17 protein-coding genes are annotated in these 21,961 nt (G+C 60.6%); 9 read left to right on the top strand and 8 right to left on the bottom strand.

Annotated features, from left to right (window positions below; all coding sequences use genetic code 11):
* Window positions 1–129 precede the first annotated feature (129 nt).
* Complete coding sequence (locus tag ACZZ0B_RS03340) at window positions 130–516, bottom strand: tetratricopeptide repeat protein (RefSeq protein ID WP_158831119.1); 387 nt, start codon at window positions 514–516, stop codon at window positions 130–132.
* Window positions 517–714: 198 nt separating this feature from the next.
* On the opposite strand from ACZZ0B_RS03340, the gene pyk reads away from it, so the two are divergent.
* Window positions 715–2,166, top strand: a complete 1,452-nt coding sequence (pyk, locus tag ACZZ0B_RS03335; RefSeq protein WP_008080434.1) for a pyruvate kinase — start codon at window positions 715–717, stop codon at window positions 2,164–2,166.
* A gap of 210 nt (window positions 2,167–2,376) precedes the next feature.
* On the opposite strand, the gene ACZZ0B_RS03330 is transcribed toward pyk, so the two are convergent.
* From ACZZ0B_RS03330 to ACZZ0B_RS03320, 3 genes are all read right to left on the bottom strand, one after another.
* Complete coding sequence (locus ACZZ0B_RS03330) at window positions 2,377–3,126, bottom strand: enoyl-CoA hydratase-related protein (RefSeq protein WP_463544370.1); 750 nt, start codon at window positions 3,124–3,126, stop codon at window positions 2,377–2,379.
* Window positions 3,127–3,425: 299 nt separating this feature from the next.
* On the bottom strand, window positions 3,426–4,361 hold the full coding sequence (locus ACZZ0B_RS03325) for an iron-sulfur-binding ferredoxin reductase (protein WP_463544369.1): 936 nt from the start codon (window positions 4,359–4,361) through the stop codon (window positions 3,426–3,428).
* Window positions 4,354–5,460, bottom strand: coding sequence for a GGDEF domain-containing protein (locus tag ACZZ0B_RS03320; protein ID WP_045123086.1), 1,107 nt, complete (start codon window positions 5,458–5,460; stop codon window positions 4,354–4,356). Before ACZZ0B_RS03320 ends, ACZZ0B_RS03325 begins: the two co-directional genes overlap by 8 nt.
* Window positions 5,461–5,875: 415 nt before the next feature.
* On the opposite strand from ACZZ0B_RS03320, the gene ACZZ0B_RS03315 reads away from it, so the two are divergent.
* The 7 genes from ACZZ0B_RS03315 (at window position 5,876) to ACZZ0B_RS03285 (ending at window position 16,726) form a co-directional block, all read left to right on the top strand.
* A complete protein-coding gene (locus ACZZ0B_RS03315; protein WP_008080438.1) occupies window positions 5,876–7,399 on the top strand; it encodes a fumarate hydratase in 1,524 nt (507 codons plus the stop codon).
* 309 nt (window positions 7,400–7,708) lie between these two features.
* A complete protein-coding gene (locus ACZZ0B_RS03310; RefSeq protein WP_463544368.1) occupies window positions 7,709–10,450 on the top strand; it encodes an RHS repeat-associated core domain-containing protein in 2,742 nt (913 codons plus the stop codon).
* A 219-nt stretch (window positions 10,451–10,669) separates the two neighbouring features.
* Entirely contained in the window at window positions 10,670–12,430 is a 1,761-nt protein-coding gene (locus ACZZ0B_RS03305; protein ID WP_463544367.1) for an ATP-binding protein, read from the top strand.
* On the top strand, window positions 12,430–13,758 hold the full coding sequence (locus ACZZ0B_RS03300) for a sigma-54-dependent transcriptional regulator (RefSeq protein WP_158831065.1): 1,329 nt from the start codon (window positions 12,430–12,432) through the stop codon (window positions 13,756–13,758). The genes ACZZ0B_RS03305 and ACZZ0B_RS03300 overlap by 1 nt, the downstream gene beginning before the upstream one ends.
* A gap of 248 nt (window positions 13,759–14,006) precedes the next feature.
* Window positions 14,007–15,326 (top strand): MFS transporter, encoded by a 1,320-nt coding sequence (locus ACZZ0B_RS03295; protein ID WP_463544366.1) that lies wholly within the window; start codon window positions 14,007–14,009, stop codon window positions 15,324–15,326.
* Between the two features lie 382 nt (window positions 15,327–15,708).
* Window positions 15,709–15,963, top strand: coding sequence for a hypothetical protein (locus ACZZ0B_RS03290; RefSeq protein ID WP_008080444.1), 255 nt, complete (start codon window positions 15,709–15,711; stop codon window positions 15,961–15,963).
* A gap of 133 nt (window positions 15,964–16,096) precedes the next feature.
* The gene (locus ACZZ0B_RS03285) at window positions 16,097–16,726 is read left to right on the top strand and encodes a flavin reductase family protein (RefSeq protein ID WP_008080446.1); all 630 of its coding nucleotides are present in this window, start codon (window positions 16,097–16,099) and stop codon (window positions 16,724–16,726) included.
* Window positions 16,727–16,730: 4 nt separating this feature from the next.
* Here ACZZ0B_RS03285 and ACZZ0B_RS03280 read toward each other — a convergent pair whose 3' ends face one another.
* Both ACZZ0B_RS03280 and ACZZ0B_RS03275 read right to left on the bottom strand, forming a co-directional pair.
* Window positions 16,731–16,973, bottom strand: coding sequence for a hypothetical protein (locus ACZZ0B_RS03280; protein WP_007960172.1), 243 nt, complete (start codon window positions 16,971–16,973; stop codon window positions 16,731–16,733).
* A 44-nt stretch (window positions 16,974–17,017) separates the two neighbouring features.
* Window positions 17,018–17,371 carry a putative quinol monooxygenase gene (locus ACZZ0B_RS03275; protein WP_440094576.1) on the bottom strand — a complete coding sequence of 118 codons (354 nt, stop codon included), beginning with the start codon at window positions 17,369–17,371 and terminating at the stop codon, window positions 17,018–17,020.
* 369 nt (window positions 17,372–17,740) lie between these two features.
* On the opposite strand from ACZZ0B_RS03275, the gene ACZZ0B_RS03270 reads away from it, so the two are divergent.
* Window positions 17,741–18,670: an AraC family transcriptional regulator gene (locus tag ACZZ0B_RS03270; RefSeq protein ID WP_008087534.1), complete on the top strand. Its 930-nt coding sequence runs from the start codon at window positions 17,741–17,743 to the stop codon at window positions 18,668–18,670.
* A gap of 129 nt (window positions 18,671–18,799) precedes the next feature.
* Here the strand turns inward: ACZZ0B_RS03270 and ACZZ0B_RS03265 are convergent, their stop codons facing one another.
* Window positions 18,800–20,248 carry an aldehyde dehydrogenase family protein gene (locus ACZZ0B_RS03265; protein WP_463546906.1) on the bottom strand — a complete coding sequence of 483 codons (1,449 nt, stop codon included), beginning with the start codon at window positions 20,246–20,248 and terminating at the stop codon, window positions 18,800–18,802.
* Window positions 20,248–21,885, bottom strand: coding sequence for a 5-guanidino-2-oxopentanoate decarboxylase (locus ACZZ0B_RS03260; RefSeq protein ID WP_463544365.1), 1,638 nt, complete (start codon window positions 21,883–21,885; stop codon window positions 20,248–20,250). Before ACZZ0B_RS03260 ends, ACZZ0B_RS03265 begins: the two co-directional genes overlap by 1 nt.
* Between the last annotated feature and the right edge of the window lie 76 nt (window positions 21,886–21,961).

Below are 21,961 nucleotides of genomic sequence, written 5' to 3'. Positions count from 1 at the left end.
TACCTCGCCGTCACTTGACCACTTGCCAGTCGCAGGTGTTGCCCCGGAACAGCGCCAACGCGCTGGAACCGGATCATTCGACTATAGCTCAGCCTGTACACACGGCCAGCGTTTGTATGACAACTGTCATCAAAAACGCGTCGGGCGTACCACGGCTGCAGCACTGCGCGTTGGGTAATGGCCCAGGCTCTGCAGGGTTTCCAGACGGGCGCGGGCGCGGTAGGCGTATTCGCTGTTCGGGTACGAGGCCATGATGAACTGATAGGTCTGCGCAGCATCAACAAACATTTTCTGCCGTTCCAGGCACTGGCCGCGCATCATCGACACTTCCGGCCACACGTACGGGCGGGCACGGCTGGCGCGTTCGACCTTGGACAGCTCCAGCATGACCTGCTCGCAATTGCCGCGATCATAGGCGCTGTAGGCGTTGTTCAAATGGTGGTTCATCGACCAACGGGTGCAGCCCGTGACGGCGAGGACGCTGAGGGCAAGGGCGGCAATGGGCAACAATCGCATGGGGGGTTCTCCTGTCTTGTGCTCTGTATCGACCTTGCGCCGGAAATCTTCAGAACGGTTTGTGCCGATTGTCGCGTTCGTCGCGTTCAATAAACAAAGTAATAACAAAGCCCTTCACAAAAAGTAGTGCATTCGAACAATGACTACACCCCAAGAGCATAGTAGCCTTCGCTTGCGCTTGAACTCAGGAGTCTTTGCATGTCCGTCCGTCGTACCAAAATCGTCGCTACCCTTGGCCCGGCCAGTAACTCGCCGGAAGTTCTCGAACAGCTGATTCTGGCTGGCCTGGACGTTGCCCGTCTGAACTTCTCCCACGGCACCCCCGACGAGCACAAGGCTCGCGCGAAACTGGTGCGTGACATTGCCGCCAAGCACGGTCGCTTCGTCGCCCTGCTGGGTGACCTGCAAGGCCCGAAAATCCGTATCGCCAAATTCGCCAACAAGAAGATCGAGCTGAAGATCGGTGACAAGTTCACCTTCTCCACCAGCCATCCGTTGACCGAAGGCAACCAGCAAGTGGTCGGCATCGACTACCCGGATCTGGTCAAGGACTGCGGCGTAGGCGACGAGCTGCTGCTCGACGACGGCCGTGTGGTGATGCGCGTTGATACCCAAACTGACGACGCATTGCATTGCACCGTGACCATCGGCGGCCCGCTGTCCGACCACAAAGGCATCAACCGTCGCGGTGGCGGCCTGACCGCGCCGGCCCTGACTGAAAAAGACAAGGCCGACATCAAGCTCGCCGCTGAAATGGAAGTCGATTACCTCGCGGTATCCTTCCCGCGTGACGCTGCCGACATGGAATACGCCCGTCAACTGCGCGACGAAGCCGGCGGTACTGCCTGGCTGGTGGCGAAGATCGAACGCGCCGAAGCCGTAGCCGACGACGAAACCCTCGACGGCCTGATCAAGGCCTCCGACGCGGTGATGGTTGCTCGTGGTGACTTGGGTGTGGAAATCGGCGACGCCGAGCTGGTGGGCATTCAGAAGAAAATCATTCTGCACGCACGCCGCCACAACAAGGCTGTGATCGTCGCGACCCAGATGATGGAGTCGATGATCCAGAACCCGATGCCGACTCGCGCCGAAGTGTCCGACGTGGCCAACGCCGTGCTCGACTACACCGACGCCGTGATGCTGTCTGCTGAATCCGCAGCAGGTCTGTACCCGCTGGAAGCGGTTCAAGCGATGGCGCGCATCTGCGTCGGCGCTGAAAAGCACCCGACTGGCAAGACTTCCAGCCACCGTATCGGCAAGGAATTCACCCGTTGCGACGAAAGCATTGCGCTGGCGACCATGTACACCGCCAACCACTTCCCGGGCGTTAAAGCGATCATCGCGCTGACCGAAAGTGGCTACACCCCGCTGATCATGTCGCGCATCCGTTCCTCGGTGCCGATTTACGCGTTCTCGCCGCACCGCGAAACCCAGGCGCGCGCCGCCATGTTCCGTGGCGTGTACACCGTACCGTTCGATCCGGCTTCGCTGGAACCGCACGAAGTCAGCCAGAAGGCGATCGACGAGCTGGTCAAGCGCGGCGTTGTGGAAAAAGGCGACTGGGTCATCCTGACCAAGGGCGACAGCTACCACACCACCGGCGGCACCAACGGCATGAAGATCCTGCACGTGGGCGACCCACAGGTCTGAGTGATCGGTTGTTCGAAGAACAAAAGCCCCGGCATGTGAGTGCCGGGGCTTTTTGTTTTCTGATGTTCCGAAGATGTGGTGCCTGTTCGGGCCTCATCGCTGGCAAGCCAGCTCCCACAGGGATTGAGTTGTACACACTGTACTTGATCAACAAAGAAACCTGTGGGAGCTGGCTTGCCAGCGATGAGGCCAGTCAGGTCAGCGACAATTTCAATGCCGTTTGATGAATCCGCTCAACGCCGCTAACGCTTCCGGCGAACGCAGGCGCTGGGTGAACAACATACCCTCCTCCTCGATCACCCTGCGGATCAACTCGCGATCCGGCGCCTTCATCAATTGCTTGCTGATACGCACCGCTTCGCTCGGCAGTTCGTCGAAACGCAGCGCCATCTCCCGCGCCTTGCTCAACGCCGCAGCGCCGCTGCCCAACGCTTCGGTGGCAATCCCCCACTGCGCCGCCTGTTCACCGCTGAAGCCTTCACCGAGCAACAACAACTCCGCCGCTTTGGCCTGGCCGAGCAAGCGCGGCAGGATCAGGCTGGAGCCGAATTCCGGGCACAGGCCCAGGTTGACGAACGGCATACGCAACCGTGCATCGCGGGCCACGTAGACCAGATCGCAATGCAGCAATAACGTGGTGCCAATGCCCACTGCGGCGCCCGCCACGGCGGCAACCACCGGTTTGCGGCACTCAAGCAGGTTGAGCATGAAGTGGAACACCGGGCTGTCGAGGTCGCTCGGCGGTTGCTGGATGAAGTCGGCGATGTCGTTGCCGGCGGTGAAACACTCAGCGCTGCCGGTGATCAGCACGGCGTTAATCTCGGGGTCGCTGTCGGCTTGCTTCAACGCCTCAGCCAAACGGCTGTACATCGCCCGGGTCAGGGCGTTTTTCTTGTCGGGGCGATTGAGGCGCAGGGTGAGCAAACCGCGCTCGCGTTCCAGCAGGATGGCTTCGGTCATGGCGTCTCTCGGCGATAGTCGGGCTTGCGAAGGTCAAATGGGGATAGTGCCTTCTGTGGCCAGGGGACTTCTGTGGCTAGGGGGGCTTTTGTGGCTAGGGGGGCTTTTGTGGCTAGGGGATTGTTGTGGCGAGGGGATTTATCCCCGCTGGGCTGCGCAGCGGCCCCAAAATCTTGCGAGCGCTGCGCACTCAAACGGGAATAAATCCCCTTGCCACATAAATCCCCTTGCCACAAAAAATCCTCTGACCATAAAGACTTGGCCACAAAGAACCTATGAAACCCGATAAGCATTAGCGCTCAACCACGGGACAGGAATACGTCGGCCAGCAGCTGATTACGCGGCAGTCCGGCCAGATACAGGCGCCTGGCGAAGGCGTCGACACTGGCCGTCGAACCGCAGACTAAGGCCAGGGTTTGCCGGGAGACAAGCCGCAGTTGCGCCAAAGCGGCGGCTGACTCGGCCGCCGTCCATAGCTCGACGCTGAGGTTCTCTCGCTGCGCAGCCAGCGCGGCAAGGGGTTTGGCCAGATAGTGTTGGCGCTCATCATGGGCCAGGTGAATGACGCGGATCGCGCCTTGGTGATCCTGGCGCAAGGCTTCGCGCAGCACGCCGAACAACGGCCCCAACCCGGTGCCAGCGGCGAGCAGCCACAGCGGCCGGTCGTGCCAGTCCGGGTCGTAATGCAAGGCGCCGCCGCGCAGTTCGCCGAGGCGGATCGGATCGCCGATCTGCAAGCGCCGCGCGGCATCGCTGAACTCGCCGGGCTGGCGGCAATCGAGGTGGAATTCAAGAAAGCGGTCTTCTTCCGGCAGGCTCGCCAGCGAGTACGGCCGAGCGATGTGATCAATCCACAGCACCAAATGTTGCCCGGCGCTGTAGCGCAACGGCCGTTGCGGGACGAGGCGCAGGCGCAGGACGTTGTCGCTGAGCCAGTCCAGTGCTTCGACCACCGCCGGGCGACCGTCGGCAACCGGGTCGAAGGTGTGCACCTGCAAGTCTTCAACCACCTGGCACTGACACGCCAGGCGCCAGCCCTGCTGACGCTGCTCGGCGCTCAAGGCGTCCGGTCGACTGTCAGCCGGCAGACCTTGCACGCATTGCACCAGACACGCATGACAACTGCCGGCGCGGCAACTGTAAGGCACCGCCACGCCGTTTTGATTGAGGGCATCGAGCAGGTTGCTGCCCGACACCACCGACCAGTGTTGTTCACCGACACGAAGTTCAGGCATCGGCGTTCTCCCACGCGGCCGCGCAACGATTACGGCCGTCACGCTTGGCCCGGTAGAGCGCCTGATCGGCGCGTTGCAAGGCGTCATCGAGATCATCGCCCAGTTCCAACAGGGTCATGCCGGCCGACAGGCTGAGATTGCGCACATCCAGGCCGATCAATTCGACATCAGTGAAGGCAATGCGCAAGCGCTCACAACATGCGGTCAGCCGTTCGGCATTGCAATCGGGCAGCAACACCACAAACTCCTCACCACCGTAACGCGCCAGCACATCGCCGTCGCGCAGACACGCCTGGGCGACACCGGCGAAGGCCTGCAACACCTGATCGCCGGCGGCATGGCCGTGCAGGTCGTTGATGCGTTTGAAGTGGTCGAGATCAATCAACGCCAGGCCATGGGCCACATCGCTGTCCATCGCATTCAATTCACGCGAGGCCAGGCGCAGAAAGTGCCGGCGATTGAACAGCCCGGTCAGTTCGTCGGTGGCCACCAGGTCTTCGAGCTGGCGCATCATCCCGCGCAACGTGTCCTGATGCGCCTGCAAGGCAAACCGGCGCTGGCGCATGCGCTGCCGCGAGATCTGCACGAAACGTGCGTAAAGCACCAGCCACGCCAGCACCATCGCCAGAATGCACACCTGCAATGCCGCCAGCGCAGGCTCGGGCAAGAGGAAGTAGTAGCCATCCCATAAGGTGATCGCCGAGAAACTGAAGAACACCATCAGCGCGCAGCGAATGAACGCGCGTCGACTGAGATGGAACAGGCCAAACAGCAGGATGAGCACATAAAACACCAGAAAGGCGCCCCGCGCCTCGTCCAGATGGGCGATCAGCCAGGTCTGCCAGCCAAGCCCGAGCAGCACCTGCACTTCGGTCAGGCTGGGGTCGGCGAAGCGCTGGTTGCGCCCGCTCCAGAACAGCCCGAACAGGGTCGCCTGACTGATCACCACCAGCGCGCTGCCGATGACCACAGAACTCAGGGTCTGGTCGTAATGACCGGTAAAAAACGCCAGCCACAGCAGCAGCAAAGCCAATCCATAGGTGGCTGCAGCGAGGGCAAAACGTTTCATTAAAAGACGTTGAATGGCGTTATGGGTCAATCGTTGACTCACCGTGCGATAGGAGGCTGACCGAGTGTCCTACTCTACAGACCGGCTGCCACTTTAGAGGCCCGGTCGATAAATGACCACCGATTTTCAGGCCCGAAAATTGACGTCAAAAACCCACATATTCCCGGTAGGAGCTGCCGCAGGCTGCGATCTTCTGATCTTGACCTTAAAAACAAAATCAAAAGATCGCAGCCTGCGGCAGTTCCTGCAGGATTATGCGAAAGACATGCGACCAACGAATGACTGCCGGCGCGTGTACGCCCCACCGAGGCGCGGTATACTGCCGCGCCTTTTTAGCGTCGCGCCAGCAGCCCCGGCGTGCCTTGAAAGGTGCTTGCGACCGACCGATGCACCCAAGCCGCAGGCACCTTATTGAATGTTCCCGTCTTTTAGAGGAGCGCGACTCATGACCGTGATCAAGCAAGACGACCTGATTCAGAGCGTTGCCGACGCCCTGCAGTTCATTTCCTATTACCACCCCGTGGATTTCATCCAGGCGATGCACGAAGCCTACCTGCGCGAAGAATCGCCAGCGGCACGTGACTCGATGGCACAGATCCTGATCAACTCGCGCATGTGCGCCACTGGCCATCGCCCGATCTGCCAGGACACCGGTATCGTTACCGTGTTCGTGCGCGTCGGCATGGACGTGCGTTGGGATGGCGCCACCATGGGCCTGGACGACATGATCAACGAAGGCGTGCGTCGCGCCTACAACCTGCCGGAAAACGTCCTGCGTGCCTCGATCCTCGCCGACCCGGCGGGCGCTCGGAAAAACACCAAGGACAACACCCCGGCCGTGATTCACTACTCCATCGTCCCGGGCAACACCGTGGAAGTGGACGTGGCGGCCAAGGGCGGCGGTTCCGAGAACAAGTCGAAAATGGCCATGCTCAACCCGTCCGACTCGATCGTTGACTGGGTGCTCAAGACCGTTCCGACCATGGGCGCCGGCTGGTGCCCACCGGGCATGCTCGGCATCGGCATCGGCGGCACCGCCGAGAAAGCTGCGGTGATGGCCAAGGAAGTGTTGATGGAATCCATCGACATCCACGAGCTGAAAGCCCGTGGCCCACAGAACCGCATCGAAGAAATGCGTCTGGAGCTGTTCGAGAAGGTCAACCAGTTGGGCATCGGCGCCCAGGGCCTCGGTGGCCTGACCACCGTGCTCGACGTGAAGATCATGGACTACCCGACCCACGCCGCCTCGCTGCCGGTGTGCATGATCCCGAACTGCGCCGCCACCCGTCACGCGCACTTCGTGCTCGACGGTACAGGTCCGGCCTCGCTGGAAGCGCCACCGCTGGACGCCTACCCGGAAATCGTCTGGGAAGCCGGCCCGTCGGCCCGTCGCGTCAACCTCGACACCCTGACCCCGGAAGACGTGCAGAGCTGGAAGCCGGGCGAAACCGTCCTGCTCAACGGCAAGATGCTCACCGGTCGCGATGCGGCGCACAAGCGCATGGTCGAGATGCTCAACAAGGGTGAAACCCTGCCGGTCGATCTGAAAGGTCGCTTCATCTACTACGTCGGCCCGGTTGACCCGGTCGGTGACGAAGTGGTTGGCCCGGCTGGCCCGACTACCGCAACGCGGATGGACAAGTTCACTCGTCAGATCCTTGAGCAAACCGGTCTGCTGGGCATGATCGGCAAGTCCGAGCGCGGCCCGACCGCGATCGAAGCGATCAAGGACAACAAAGCCGTGTACCTGATGGCTGTCGGCGGCGCTGCTTACCTGGTGGCTCAGGCGATCAAGAAGTCGCAAGTGCTGGCGTTCGCCGAACTGGGCATGGAAGCGATCTACGAGTTCGAAGTCAAAGACATGCCGGTCACCGTTGCGGTGGACAGCAAAGGTGAGTCGGTACACATCACCGGCCCGGCGATCTGGCAACAGAAGATCAGCGAAAGCCTGGCGGTCGAAGTGCAGTAAGCGTTTACGCTGCGAATAAGGCCGGCCTCTCGAAAGAGAGCCCGGCCTTTTTTATCGATTGGCTGATGGTTATGAAAAATCCACAGCGTGGTTTTTTCGAACTAAAAGAATCGCCTGACCTGTCAGACCTGACAGGTTACCTGGACGATGTGGCCTGCTAGCGTTGCTCCATCTGCGTCTTCGCACACCGGATGGAACCATGACCTACGAAATCGCCCGAGGCATGTCCATGACGCTGACGTGCACTGAAATACACAACGGTGCAGGCAACCCATTTACAGCAAATCCATACTCGCGGCCCCGGCGCTGATGAACCGTGACGTGCACCAAGGCACCCCCTCCGTCACGGTAAACGACGGTCGAGGCTTACCGGTTCGTCAGGTCGCATACTTACGCGCGATCGCCAATGAACCGGCCATTGCATTGCTGAGCCGACAAGCGTTCGACGGAGCCGGGCGCGTAACCCGGCAATGGGACTCGCGGCTTTCCGAACCGAACCTCAGCACCGTATATGGGCTGAACGGTGCGGCATTGAAGATCAGCAGTGTCGATGCCGGCTGGCGTTTGAGCCTGCCAGGGCTGGCCGGGGAAACACTGGAGCATCATGACCAACGCGGTAACGTCTGGCGCACCCGTTACGATCAACTATTGCGCGTTGTGGCGCTGGAAGAAAACCAGCAGCCGAACGTCGAGACCTTCGTGTATGCCGACGGCTCGGCCAACGCATTGATGAACCTGCGCGGGCAATTGCTCAATCAGGTCGATCCGTCGGGTCGCATCGATTGCGAAAGTTATGCAATGACCGGCGCTTTGCTGCGCGACACGTTCACTTCCCACGACAACCAGTCGTTCACCAGTTCGCGCACCTACAGCCCTTTGGGCGCCGTGCTTGCAAACCGCGACGCCGGTGGCCATCAACAACAATTTCGTTACGACCATGCCGGGCAGATCCAACAGGTGCAGCTGCAACTCAACGCGCAAGCAACCTGGCAAACGGTTCAACTCAACGCCCACTACAACGCGGCCGGGCAGATCATCGAGCAACTGGCCGGCAACGGCGTGACCAGCCGTTGGCAATACGCTGCGGCGGATGGCCGGCTGCATCGACACACGGCACGCATCGGCCAACAGTCACCGCTGCAGGATTTCGAGTACAGCTATGACCGGGTCGGCAACATCACCCGAATTTTCGACCACACCTTCACACCGACTTACTTTGCCAATCAACGCGTCGACGGCGCTCGCGACTTCAGTTACGACTCGCTGTACCGTTTGCTCAGCGCCAGCGGTTACGACGACGCGGTGCCACGGGACAATCCCGGTCGCCCGCAACCGACCGATCCCAACGACCGACGCAACTACGTCCAGACGTACACCTACGATCACGGCAACAATCTTGTCGAGCTTCGCCACGTTCGCGACGGCGCCAACCATACCCGGCGCATGCGTATCGACCCGAACAGCAACCGTGGCGTGCGCTGCAACGACAACGATCCCGAGCCGGATTTCGACACGCTGTTCGACCGCCATGGCAATCAGCAGATGCTGCAACCGGGCCAGCCTCTGCAATGGAATACACGCGATCAACTGGAAAAAATCACCCTGGTAGCACGCGACAATCTGCCTGACGACGAAGAGTTTTATGAGTACAGCCAAGGCGCCCGGGTGTACAAGCGCCACCTCCACGATGGCGGCAAACATTTTCACGCAGTGCGCTACCTGCCCGGCCTGGAGATCCGCAGCAAAGACAACGGTGAAACGTTGCACGTCATCACGCTCGCCACCGGCGTCGGCAGCGTGCGTTGTCTGCATTGGCTCACGTCACCACCCTCAGGTGTCGAGCAGAATCAAATGCGCTACACCCTCGAAGATCATCTGGGCTCAAGCACGATGGAGCTTGACCATCAGGGCCGAATGATCAGTCATGAGGGTTACTACTCGTTCGGCGCTACTGCCTGGATGGCGGCACGCTCGCTGATCGAAGTGGCGTACAAGTTCATCCGCTACTCCGGCAAAGAGATGGATGTCAGTGGCCTCTATTACTACGGGGCGCGCTACTACGCGCCGTGGCTGCAGCGCTGGGTCAGCGCCGATCCGGGAGGCGATGTGGACGGGCTGAACCTGTACGCATTCGTCGGCAACAACCCGATGAACTATTTCGATGACACCGGGCTCAATCGCTCGCCCAACGAACTCAAGCGACTGATCAGCTGGAACATGCAGGCGTTGTCTTCCATAGATCGAAAAATGAGTAGCCTTCAGGATCAACTGATCGATCTGCAACATCCCGGGCAATGGCGCAAGACGCTGGCAAAGAACGTTGTTTATCAAATCGGCAGCGCCGCCGCCGGCTGGTTCACCTCGTACAATGCCGCCACGTTTGCCTCCGAAGCCTTGCCCGGGCTTTCCGCTGATTTGATCGGTTTGACACTGGGCAACAACATCGCCGACCGGAGCGTTGGCCTTTATGGAAAGCTGATGGCACCACTGCAGTTGAACTCGCCGATTGTCCCACGAACCTCCACCTTCAACCCTGATGCCATTGCGGCAGAATTGCAGCAGTCGTCCCCGCTCCCCTCCCGCGAACAGTACGACGTGCGCAGCCGTGAGGGTTTGCAGCAATTGGCGGTGGATAGCATCAGTAAAGTCGTAGGGGCTTATGTGCCCGGCGTGGGTGAGGCCATGGCCCTGGGCAGCCTTGCACAGGAAGCCAATGAAGCCGAGGAAGGTTTGTCATCGCTGAAACTTGCAAAAATCCACGGCACTCTTGATGAGCTCGATGCGATGGTCACGCGATTGACCACATCGGCCAACACCGCGTTTGCCGAACTGGGGATCAACGAGTTTTACGATGAACAACACGGGATGCGCGACTACCTGATCGACCTGGGACGCAACCGGGTAGGCACGGCACAAGCGAAAACGTTACGCCAGTCCGATATGACGCAGCTTGCGGGATTCGCCCGCAACAACATCGAGACCTCTCGAGGATTCCTCAACATTTATCAGCAAAAAGTCCCGGCCATTCGTAATCGGTATCGGGGCGATTGAATTACATAGACTTGAGCTGACCCCGGGTATGGAGCGTGGGTATTAGTGCCAAACTCCACTGGCGTACTCCGCGGTTGCACGTTATCGACATTCGCGGCGTGGCCGTGTCTATCGTCGAGTACTTGCGCACGCACCATGCTGAAGGGTGACGAGTCATTCGAGAAGGATCGTCGGACCCATGCTATCGTGCCGGCCCGTCCCTTTATCCATTAGCCCAGCATGCTGCCGACTTCCCGTACCCTGCGTCTGTCGTTGTATACCCTGCTGATCATCGCCGGTGCGGCCCTTGCCGCGACCCTTGCCATCCGCCACGCCGAACGTCAGGCGCTGGAAGAAGATGCCGCCCGTGCCAATCAACAACTGGCGTTGTACGCCAACTCGCTGCACACCCTGATTGATCGCTATCGCGCCCTGCCCGCCGTGCTCGCGCTGGACCCGCAACTGCGCTCGGCGCTGGCAGGTTCCGTCGATGCCGAGCAACAGTCGGCGCTGAACCTCAAGCTGGAAAAAATCAACGGTGCGGCGCAGTCCTCGACCCTTGAATTGCTCGATCACACGGGGCTCGCCGTGGCGGCCAGCAACTGGCGTTTGCCGAGCAGTTATGTCGGCCACAACTATGGCTTTCGCCCCTATTTCAGCCAGACCCGCACCCAAGGCTCCGGGCGTTTTTATGCGGTAGGCGTGACCAGCGGAATTCCCGGTTATTTTCTCTCAAGCGCAGTGCTTGGCGACAACAACGAGTTCCTCGGGGCGATGGTGGTCAAGCTGGAATTCCCCGAGCTGGAGCGTGAGTGGAGCCAAGGCAGTGACACGCTGTTGGTCAGCGATGCGCGCGGCATTATCTTTATCGCCAATCAGCCCGGTTGGCGCTATCGCCTGTTGCGCCCGCTGAGCGCCGCCGATCAGGCCGAGATCAAAACCACGCGCCAGTACGACAAACAGGCGTTGGCGCCGTTGACGCATCTGTCCTTGCGCCGCTTCGATGACAACAGCGATCTGCGCCGCGTTGAAGGCCCGCAAGGCACGGCGGATTATCTGTGGGAATCGCTGCCGCTGACCACCGAAGGCTGGACCCTGCATTTGCTCCGTCACCCGCAGGTCGCCTTCGAAGATTTGCGCAACGCCGGGCTCGCTGCTGCCGGCGTGTGGCTGGCGCTGGTGTTTTTGCTGCTGTTCCTCAATCAACGCTGGCGCTTGGCGAAGCTGCGTCAGCGCAGCCGCGAAGAGCTGGAGCAACTGGTCGAAGAGCGCACCCGCGATCTGCGCACGGCGCAGGACGGTCTGGTGCAGTCGGCCAAACTGGCGGCGCTGGGGCAGATGTCCGCCGCGCTGGCCCACGAAATCAATCAGCCGCTGACCGCTCAGCGCATGCAACTGGCGACCTTGCGTCTGCTGCTCGACCATGGCCGTGTCGACGACGCTTATAAAGCGCTGAAACCGGTGGATGAAATGCTTACGCGCATGGCCGCCCTCACCGGCCACCTCAAGACGTTCGCCCGCAAAAGCCCCAGCGGATTGCGTGAACGGCTGGATCTGGCCACGGTGGTCGATCAATCATTGCAGTTGCTGGACGCGCGTTTGCGTGACGAACAGGTCAGTCTGGTCCTGCATCTAGCGCGTCCAGCCTGGGTGCGCGGTGATGCGATCCGTCTCGAACAGGTGCTGATCAACTTGCTGCGCAACGCCCTCGATGCAATGCAGGGCAAACCGTGCAAACGTCTGGAAATCCGTCTGGAGGCCGACGAGCAGCTCTGGCGACTGAGCGTCAGCGACAACGGCGGCGGGATTGCCGAGGAGCATCTGGGCCAGGTGTTCGACCCCTTCTTCACTACCAAACCTGTGGGCGACGGTCTGGGCCTGGGGCTGGCGGTCTCCTTCGCTATCGTGCATGAATCCGGCGGGCGCTTGAGCGTGGAGAATGGCGACAGCGGCGCGGTGTTCAGCCTGACCTTGCCGATCGATCTGGAGGCGCATATCTGATGCTCAACTCGGTGATGGTGGTCGATGACGAAAGCAGCATTCGCAACGCCGTCGAGCAGTGGCTGAGCCTGTCCGGGTTCGAGGTGCAACTGTTCAGCCGCGCCGAAGACTGCCTCGCCGCCCTGCCCGCGCACTTTGCCGGGGTGATCCTCAGCGACGTGCGCATGCCCGGCATCGGTGGCCTGGCGTTGTTGGCTGAAGTGCAGAAACGTGATGCCGATCTGCCGGTGATTCTGCTCACCGGCCACGGCGATGTGCCGATGGCCGTCGAAGCGATGCGCGACGGCGCGTATGACTTTCTGGAAAAACCCTTCAGCCCGGAAACCCTGCTCGGCAGCCTGCGCCGGGCGCTGGACAAACGCGCGCTGGTGTTGGAAAACCGCGCCCTGCACGAACAGGCCGACAACCGCGCGAAACTCGATGCGACGTTGCTCGGTGTGTCGCGGGGTTTGCAGACGTTGCGTCGACAGGTGCTGGATCTGGCAGCGCTGCCGGTGAATGTATTGATCCGTGGCGAAACCGGCAGCGGCAAGGAACTGGTTGCGCGCTGCCTGCATGATTTCGGCCCTCGCGCAGACAAGCCGTTTGTGGCGCTGAACTGCGCGGCGATCCCTGAGCAATTGTTCGAAGCCGAGTTGTTCGGGCATGAGAGCGGCGCCTTCACCGGCGCCTCCGGCAAGCGCATCGGCAAGCTGGAATACGCCGATGGCGGCACGCTGTTTCTCGATGAAATCGAAAGCATGCCGTTGGCTCAGCAAGTGAAACTGCTGCGGGTATTGCAGGAGCAGAAGCTGGAGCGGCTAGGGTCAAACCAGAGTATTCGCGTCGACTTGCGCATTGTCGCAGCGACCAAACCTGATCTGCTCGATGAGGCCCGCGCCGGACGTTTTCGCGAGGACCTGGCGTATCGCCTGAACGTCGCGGAACTGCGCTTGCCGCCGCTGCGCGATCGACGTGAAGACATTCCGTTGCTGTTCGAGACCTTCGCCCAGAGTGCGGCGCAGCGCCTCGGCCGGACGTTCCCGCCGTTAACGGGCGCGCAGTTGAGTCACCTGCTCAGCCATGACTGGCCGGGCAATGTCCGTGAACTGGCCAACGTCGCCGAACGGCAAGTGCTGGGGCTGGATGAGCCGGCGCCGGGGATTGATCCGGGGCAGTCGCTGGCGGCGCAACAGGAAGCGTTTGAAGCGCAGTGCCTGCGCGCGGCGTTGACGCGGCACAAGGGCGATGTGAAAGCGGTGCTTGAAGAACTGCAACTGCCGCGGCGTACCTTCAATGAAAAAATGCAGCGGCATGGGTTGAGTCGGGAAATGTTTGTAAGCCCGTAAAGTCAAAAGATCGCAGCCTTCGGTAGCTCCTACATAGGTCCACTGTAGGAGCTGCCGCAGGCTGCGATCTTTTGATCCTTTCGGCAATTTTCCGCTCACACATATCCGACGGTAAGCGGATTTCCGCCTATCCAGCATCCCTCCCCCCTCTAAAACGGCCCTCTCCCCGTTGGCACAGCTCCTGCTATAGCCCACGCAGGCTGCGTTTCAACGCGCTCCACAAAAACAATTAAACGAAGGATCCTTCAATGGATAACTCCAACGCCCTGCCCCTTGGGTCGGCTGCCGTGCCCGCCAAAGAACGAACCACCGCCAGCCGGATCAAATCGATCTTCAGCGGCTCCGTCGGCAACATGGTCGAGTGGTACGACTGGTATGTTTATGCCGCCTTCTCGTTGTACTTCGCTAAAGCCTTTTTTCCTAAAGGCGACACCACCGCTCAACTGCTGAACACCGCTGCGATTTTCGCCGTGGGCTTCCTGATGCGCCCGATCGGCGGCTGGATGATGGGCCTGTACGCTGACAAGGTCGGCCGCAAAAAAGCGCTGATGGCCTCGGTTTACCTGATGTGCTTCGGCTCGCTGATCATCGCCCTGAGCCCCGGTTATGAAACCATCGGCATCGGCGCACCCATCCTGTTGATCTTTGCCCGTCTGTTGCAAGGCCTGTCGGTCGGCGGCGAGTACGGCACCTCGGCGACCTACCTGTCGGAGATGGCGACCAAGAACCGTCGCGGTTTCTTCTCCAGCTTCCAGTACGTGACCCTGATCTCCGGCCAGCTCATCGCCCTCGGCGTGCTGATCGTGCTGCAGAACTTCCTCACCACTGAAGAGCTGTACGCGTGGGGCTGGCGTATTCCGTTTGCCATCGGCGCGCTGTGCGCAGTGGTGGCGCTGTACCTGCGTCGCGGCATGGAAGAAACCGAGTCGTTCACCAAGAAAGAAAAAGCCAAGGAAAGCGCCATGCGCACCTTGCTGCGTCACCCCAAAGAACTGCTGACCGTGGTCGGCCTGACCATGGGCGGTACGCTGGCGTTCTACACCTACACCACCTACATGCAGAAATACCTGGTGAACACCGTCGGCATGAGCATTTCCGACTCGACCACCATTTCCGCCGCGACCCTGTTCCTGTTCATGTGCCTGCAACCGATCATCGGCGGCCTGTCGGACAAGATCGGTCGTCGTCCGATCCTGATCGCCTTCGGCGTGCTGGGCACGATCTTCACCGTGCCGATCCTGATGACCCTGCACACCATTCAGACCTGGTGGGGCGCGTTCTTCCTGATCATGGCGGCGCTGATCATCGTCAGCGGCTACACCTCGATCAACGCGGTGGTGAAAGCTGAACTGTTCCCGACTGAAATCCGTGCACTGGGCGTCGGCCTGCCGTACGCACTGACCGTGTCGATTTTCGGCGGCACTGCCGAATACATCGCGCTGTGGTTCAAGAGCATCGGCATGGAAACCGGTTACTACTGGTATGTCACGGCGTGCATCGCGGTGTCGCTGTTGGTGTACGTGACCATGAAAGACACCCAGAAGCACTCGCGGATCGTCACTGACTGATCGTGATTTCACAGCCACTGCAACGGTGGCTGTGTTGGCCCTATCGCGAGCAGGCTCACTCCTACATTTGGAATGCGTTCCCCTGTAGGAGTGAGCCTGCTCGCGATTGCGGTCGCCGCATTATTCAGCCCTGCATGAACAATCCGTCACCCACGCCAACTCGTGATTAATCGCGAATTAATGCTGGCGAAGCATCCTGCCCCTACCTGATCGATTACCTGCGCGACGTTCGCTGCGACGACGAAAGCGATTTGAATGCGTCGCCCTTAACATCAAGTTAATCGATTGTTTTTAGCATTATTTTGCGCTTTTTAATCAATTTAGTTGGCGTAGCATGAAACCCATGCAAGACACACCCGCCAACGAATCCGGAGTAACCGACATGAAAACCAAACTGATCCTCGCCTTCGCCCTGTCCGTACTGGCCGCCAACACCTTCGCTGCCGACGGTTATGACCGCACCGGTTCCGCCGTTGCCGCCGACGGTTACGACCGCACCGGTTCCGCCACGGTCGCTGAAGACGGCTATGACCGTACCGGCTCCGCAACTTTCGCTGAAGATGGCTACGATCGCACCGGCTCCGCGACCTTTGCCGCCGACGGTTATGACCGCACGCAATCCGCTGCCATCAGCTAACCCCCTGCTGTAAAGCGCACAGCCCGGCTTCGGCCGGGCTTAGTCATTTCTGGGGATTTTTGTTTGGCTGGAAATATGGGGGGCGGCCTTGCACTATGGCTCTCTTCAGAACGCAGCCTCAGGATCACCCGCCATGCCCGATGACATCCATTTCTACGAACCCGCCAACGGCCACGGCCTGCCCCACGATCCGTTCAACGCCATCGTCGGCCCGCGCCCCATCGGCTGGATTTCCTCACAGGATGCCCAAGGCCAGTTGAACCTGGCGCCGTACAGCTTCTTCAACGCCTTCAACTACATTCCGCCGATCATTGGTTTTTCCAGCGTCGGGCGCAAAGACAGCCTGAACAACATCGAGCAGACCGGAGAATTCGCCTGGAACCTCGCCACCCGCCCGCTGGCCGAGCAGATGAACCAGAGCTGCGCAATGGTCGCGCCTGAGGTCAACGAGTTTGAATTGGCAGGCTTGACGACCGTGGCGTCAAAAGTGATTTCGGTGCCGCGCGTGGCCGAAAGCCCGGTGTCCTTCGAGTGCAAGGTCACGCAGATCATTCAGTTGCAGCGCGCCGATGGCGAAACCGTGCCGAGTTGGCTGATCCTCGGCGAAGTGGTCGCCGTGCATATCGCCAAGTGGCTGTTGAAGGACGGCATTTACGACACCGCCGCAGCAGAACCGATTCTGCGTGGCGGCGGGCCGGCGGATTATTTCCAGTTGGGACCTGAAGCCCTGTTCAAGATGTGGCGTCCAGGCGCCAACAAGTAACGCGTTACCAGATCAACTCGGCGTCGTCAGTGACGCCCTTGAGTTTATCCAGCTCATTGATCGCAGCCTCGTCGGCAGCAATGGCGCCGGGGAACACCTGATCATTCAGCAGCTTGTGAAAGCGTGGTGCGCCGCCATCGACCAGGGCCTTGACCGCGATTGCCGCGTGATAGCCCTTGTTGCCGCCTAACTCGACGGGAACGACTGCGGAGACTGCTTCGAAGTGTTCGAACTCTTTACGTGCCATGTCACAGATCCCGGCTCAGACAGATTAAGCCGGACATTAAACCCTCAACCGGCGAGTTTGTGTACCGGCGCCGGGCATTGACCAAGGGCTTGCGCGGCCGACACGTCTTTAAAGGTGTGGAAATCGAGGCTGTTGACCACCAGTTCCTGTACCAGCTCGGCGAAGATTTCCATCGACGGGCTGTTGAAGTAGTGGGTCATCATTTGCTGGCTGCTCCAGAACCCGCTGACCAGCCACAACTCGGGATCACACTGCGAATGCTGCAAGGCGAAGCTCAGGCAACCAGGGGCGGCGCGGGACGGCTCGATCAACGCGCTCAGGCGTACACCGAGTTCCGCCGAACGCCCGGCGCGCGCTCGAACAAAAGCCATATGACTGACGGGAATCTGCTTGGACATGTTCAACCCTCCCAGGGAGTCGCGTGGCAGCCGGGGGACGGGCTGCGACAGGATCAAAGGTTAAGGGCCAGGCGCTGAGTGCCGTTAGTCGATTCCTGCCGTCGCGTTGCACAATCCTGCGAGACTTGCCTGAACCTGAGTTCACACACATCCCCTGTAGGAGCTGCCGTAGGCTGCGATCTTTTGACCTTAAAGACAACAATCAAAAGATCGCAGCCTTCGGCAGCTCCTACAGTCCGGCGTCGCGTCGGTGTTGAGCAATAGCGCGGTGCAGAATCAGGCAAGCATTTCGCAGGATGTGTCTACCGCTCGCGCTTGCACAAACATATGCTCTGCTCCATTCCACCTCCCTTGCCGAGGATGCCGTGCATGACGTCATTCGATCGTTTTCAAGCCGAACCCAGCGCTGACATGGAAAAACAGCGCGCGGAACTGGCGGCGATCATCCGCCGCAACACCACGGACGATGGTAGCTACGAGACCGCCATCGGTTCGCTGTACATGTCACGCCACACAAAATCCCATGACTTTGCCCCAGTGCTCGCGCAACCGGCGCTGTGCATCATGGCGCAGGGACGCAAAGAGGTGCGGCTGGCCGATGAGTACTTCAATTACGACCCGCTGAATTACCTGGTGGTCTCGGTTTCGATGCCGTTGAGTGGGCGTGTGGTCAACGTGTCGCCGGAGGATCCGATCCTCGCCGTGCGCCTCGATATCGACCCCGCCGAAATCACCGCACTGATTGCCGACGCCGGCCCGATGGGCGTACCGACGCGGCCGACCGGGCGCGGTTTGTATGTCGAGCAGATCGACAGTTCGATGCTCGATGCGGTGCTGCGTCTGGCGCGTTTGCTCGACGCACCGAAAGACATCGCCATGCTTGCGCCGCTGATTCGCCGGGAGATTTTGTATCGCCTGCTGCGCAGTCCGCAGGGCCATCGTTTGTATGAGATCGCGATTGCCAACAGCCAGAGCCATCGCATCAGCCAGGCAATCAAATGGCTTAACGGTAATTTTGAACAGCCGCTGCGCATTGATGATCTGGCCAAAGAAGTGAACCTGAGCGTGTCGACCTTGCATCACCGCTTCAAGGCGATGACGGCGATGAGTCCGTTGCAATATCAGAAGCAGCTGCGTTTGCAGGAGGCGCGGCGGTTGATGTTGGCCGAGGGGCTGGAGGCTTCGGCAGCGGGGTATCGGGTGGGGTATGAAAGTCCGTCGCAGTTCAGCCGCGAGTACAGCCGGTTGTTTGGTGCGCCGCCGTTGCGGGATCTGGCGCGGTTGCGGCTGTCGGTCTGATCCGGAATGTCATTGGGCTTACGGCCCTATCGCGAGCAGGCTCACTCCTACAGGGTCAGGTGTACACCCGCCCAATGTAGGAGTGAGCCTGCTCGCGATGAGGCCAGTTCAGACGAAAAAAACTCTGGATCAGATCGCGCGAATCACATGCTTGATCTCTTGAAACGCCGCCAATCCCCAAGGCCCCAGCTCGCGACCAATACTGCTCTGCTTGTACCCGCCCCACGCCGCCTGCGGGAAAATCACCTGCGGCGCATTGATCCACACCATCCCCGCCTGCAACGCATTGGCCACGCGATCCGCCGCTACAGCATCCGCCGTCACCACACTCGCCACCAAGCCAAACGGTGTGTCATTGGCCAGCGCAATCGCCTCGGCTTCGCTGCTGAAACTGCGCACACACACCACCGGCCCGAAAATCTCTTCGCACCACAGCGCACTGTCCAATGGCACATCGGTGAACACCGTCGGCTGCAAGAAATAGCCGCGCGGCAGATCCGCCGGGCGATTGCCGCCGCAGAGCAACCGCGCGCCCGCGCTCAGCCCACGATCAATATGCCCAAGCACTCGCTGGTACTGCGCCTGGTTGACCAGCGCGCCCATTTCCACCTCAGGGTCGAACGGATCCGCGACTCGAATCGCCTGCGCACGCTTCTGTAGCCGACGGAGGAATTCTTCCTCCAGCTCATCAGCAACCAGCACGCGACTGGTGGCCGAACACATCTGCCCGGCGTTGAAAAACGCACCGCCACAGGCCAGCTCAACCGCTAAATCGATATCAGCATCGGCCAACACCAGCAGCGAGGATTTGCCGCCCAGTTCCAGGCTCACACCCTTCACCGTTTCCGCCGCACGCTGCATCACTTGCACGCCGACCGCGTTGCTGCCGGTAAAGGAAATCCTGGCGATACGCGGGTCCGCCGACAACGGCGCGCCGACTGCCAGCCCGGTGCCGCAAACCAGATTGAACACACCATTGGGCAGACCCGATTCAGCAATGATCGCCGCCAGTTCCAGCTCCGGCAGCGGCGTCACTTCCGACGGTTTCAGCACCACGCAGCAACCCGCTGCCAACGCCGGCGCAAGCTTCCACGCGGTGGTCACCATCGGGAAATTCCACGGCACGATCAGCCCGACCACACCACACGGTTCGCGGCGCAAACGGGCGCTGAAATCATCACTGGGCAGCGGCACATTGCTGTCCTGGTTCGCGTCGAGGCCTTCAGCGAGTTCGGCGTAATACTCGAAGGTGGCGATGACATCATCGACATCGATGGCCGCTTCGAATTGCGGTTTGCCGTTGTTGCTCGATTGCAACTTCATCAGATGATCGCGGCCGTCGCGCACGCCATTGGCGATGTTGCGCAGAATCGCGCCGCGCTCGGCGCCAGTGGTTTGCGACCAGGTTTTGAACGCTTCGCTGGCAGCGGCGACGGCTTGCTCGACCGCGTGCTCGTCACCGCCATTGACCGTGGTCAGCAGCGCTTCGGTGGCCGGGTTGATCACGCGCAAGTGTTCACCACCCGCCGACCATTGGCCGTTGATGTAGAGGCCATCGAGTGTGGTTGGGAAACTGATCATTGCGCCACCGCCTGCATCCATTGGGTTTGGTCGATTTCAATCAGGGTCGGGCCCTGACGATCGCTTGCACAACGCAACGCGCTGCGCAGTTGTTCGATGCTGCTGATCGCTTCAGCCGCGCAGCCGAGGCCCTTGGCCACCGCGACAAAATCCGGGGTGTAGATGTCCACACCCACCGGTTCGATGGCGCGGTTGACCATGTATTTCTTGATCTCTTCGTAACCCTGGTTATTCCACAACAGGACGATCACCGGCACCCGCGCTTCGACCGCGCTGGCCAGTTCCGGCAGGGTGAATTGCAGCCCGCCGTCACCGATCAGGCACACCACCGGAGGCCGCGCGCCCTGGTCGAGTTGGCCACCGAGCCACGCACCAATCGCGGCCGGCAAGGCGTAGCCGAGGGTGCCGTAACCGGTCGAGGCGTTGAACCAGCGGCGCGGGTGATCCGGGTTGAACGTGAGGTTGCCGGTGTACACCGGTTGCGTCGAGTCGCCGACGAAAACGGCGTTCGGCAATTCATCGAGTACGGTGTCGAGGAAACGGGTTTGTGCGAGGGTCGGCGCGTCCCAGCTCGCGGCCAGTTCAGCGCGCAGTTTGCCGGCGCGGGCCTGCCCCCAATCGCTGCTGCGCTCGTCGAGTTTTTCCTGCGACAGGGTGTTCAACAAAGCCTGTGCAGCGTTGCGTGCGTCGGCCACCAGCGCCAGGTGCGGCGGGTAGTTACGCACGGTCTGGTCGGCATCGATATCGATGCGCAGCAGTTTGCCGGGAATCTCGAAACCGCCAGCGAAGGTGACGTCGTAATCGGTCTCGGCCAGTTCAGTGCCGATGGCCAGAACCACATCGGCATCAGCGACCAATGCACGTGTGGCGACCAGCGTCTGGGTCGAACCGATCAGCAGCGGATGGCTGCCCGGCAGCATGCCTTTGGCGTTGATGGTCAGCGCCACTGGAGCGTCGAGTAGCTCGGCGAGCTTGGTCAGCTCCGGTGCTGCGTCGATGGCCCCGCCACCGGCGAGAATCAGCGGACGTTTGGCACCGGCGAGCAATTCGCTCATGCGCTTGACTGCGCTTGGCGCAGCACCGGCGCGGTCAATATTGACCGGCACACTGGCGAGCAAGTCATCGGCGTTTTCGACCAGCACGTCCAACGGAATTTCGATGTGTACCGGACGTGGACGACCAGCCTGGAACAAGGCAAACGCACGCGCCAGCACCACTGGCAATTCAGCGGCGGACATCAAGGTATGCGAGAACGCTGCGACACCGGAAACCAGTGCGCTCTGGTTCGGCAGCTCATGCAGCTTGCCGCGCCCGCCGCCCAATTGGCTGCGCGATTGCACGCTGGAGATCACCAGCATCGGGATCGAATCGGCGTAGGCCTGGCCCATGGCGGTGGTGATGTTGGTCATGCCCGGGCCGGTGATGATAAAGCACACACCCGGTTTGCCAGCGGTGCGCGCGTAGCCGTCCGCCATGAAACCGGCGCCCTGCTCATGCCGAGGGGTGACGTGACGAATGCTCGAACGCGCCAGCCCGCGATACAGCTCCACGGTGTGCACCCCGGGAATGCCGAACACCTGCTCGACCCCATAACCTTCGAGTAACTTGACCAGTACTTCGCCACACGTCGCCATGTCGATTGCCCTTCTGCTCGCTGAATACACCGTGCCTTTTTGTAGGAGTGAGCCTGCTCGCGATAGCGTCATCACA

It is taken from the genome of Pseudomonas sp. AC247, from assembly GCF_979258015.1.
The sequence above is the reverse complement of the archived record's forward strand: the minus strand, read 5'-3'. Positions and strand labels throughout refer to the sequence as shown.

Excerpts from the sequence above, each read along its gene's own strand:
- ACZZ0B_RS03340 (WP_158831119.1), bottom strand. The coding sequence starts at position 516 with ATGCGATTGTTGCCCATTGCCGCCCTTGCCCTCAGCGTCCTCGCCGTC.
- pyk (WP_008080434.1), top strand. The coding sequence starts at position 715 with ATGTCCGTCCGTCGTACCAAAATCGTCGCTACCCTTGGCCCGGCCAGT.
- ACZZ0B_RS03330 (WP_463544370.1), bottom strand. The coding sequence starts at position 3,126 with ATGACCGAAGCCATCCTGCTGGAACGCGAGCGCGGTTTGCTCACCCTG.
- ACZZ0B_RS03325 (WP_463544369.1), bottom strand. The coding sequence starts at position 4,361 with ATGCCTGAACTTCGTGTCGGTGAACAACACTGGTCGGTGGTGTCGGGC.
- ACZZ0B_RS03315 (WP_008080438.1), top strand. The coding sequence starts at position 5,876 with ATGACCGTGATCAAGCAAGACGACCTGATTCAGAGCGTTGCCGACGCC.
- ACZZ0B_RS03310 (WP_463544368.1), top strand. The coding sequence starts at position 7,709 with ATGAACCGTGACGTGCACCAAGGCACCCCCTCCGTCACGGTAAACGAC.
- ACZZ0B_RS03305 (WP_463544367.1), top strand. The coding sequence starts at position 10,670 with ATGCTGCCGACTTCCCGTACCCTGCGTCTGTCGTTGTATACCCTGCTG.
- ACZZ0B_RS03300 (WP_158831065.1), top strand. The coding sequence starts at position 12,430 with ATGCTCAACTCGGTGATGGTGGTCGATGACGAAAGCAGCATTCGCAAC.
- ACZZ0B_RS03295 (WP_463544366.1), top strand. The coding sequence starts at position 14,007 with ATGGATAACTCCAACGCCCTGCCCCTTGGGTCGGCTGCCGTGCCCGCC.
- ACZZ0B_RS03290 (WP_008080444.1), top strand. The coding sequence starts at position 15,709 with ATGAAAACCAAACTGATCCTCGCCTTCGCCCTGTCCGTACTGGCCGCC.
- ACZZ0B_RS03285 (WP_008080446.1), top strand. The coding sequence starts at position 16,097 with ATGCCCGATGACATCCATTTCTACGAACCCGCCAACGGCCACGGCCTG.
- ACZZ0B_RS03280 (WP_007960172.1), bottom strand. The coding sequence starts at position 16,973 with ATGGCACGTAAAGAGTTCGAACACTTCGAAGCAGTCTCCGCAGTCGTT.
- ACZZ0B_RS03275 (WP_440094576.1), bottom strand. The coding sequence starts at position 17,371 with ATGTCCAAGCAGATTCCCGTCAGTCATATGGCTTTTGTTCGAGCGCGC.
- ACZZ0B_RS03270 (WP_008087534.1), top strand. The coding sequence starts at position 17,741 with ATGACGTCATTCGATCGTTTTCAAGCCGAACCCAGCGCTGACATGGAA.
- ACZZ0B_RS03260 (WP_463544365.1), bottom strand. The coding sequence starts at position 21,885 with ATGGCGACGTGTGGCGAAGTACTGGTCAAGTTACTCGAAGGTTATGGG.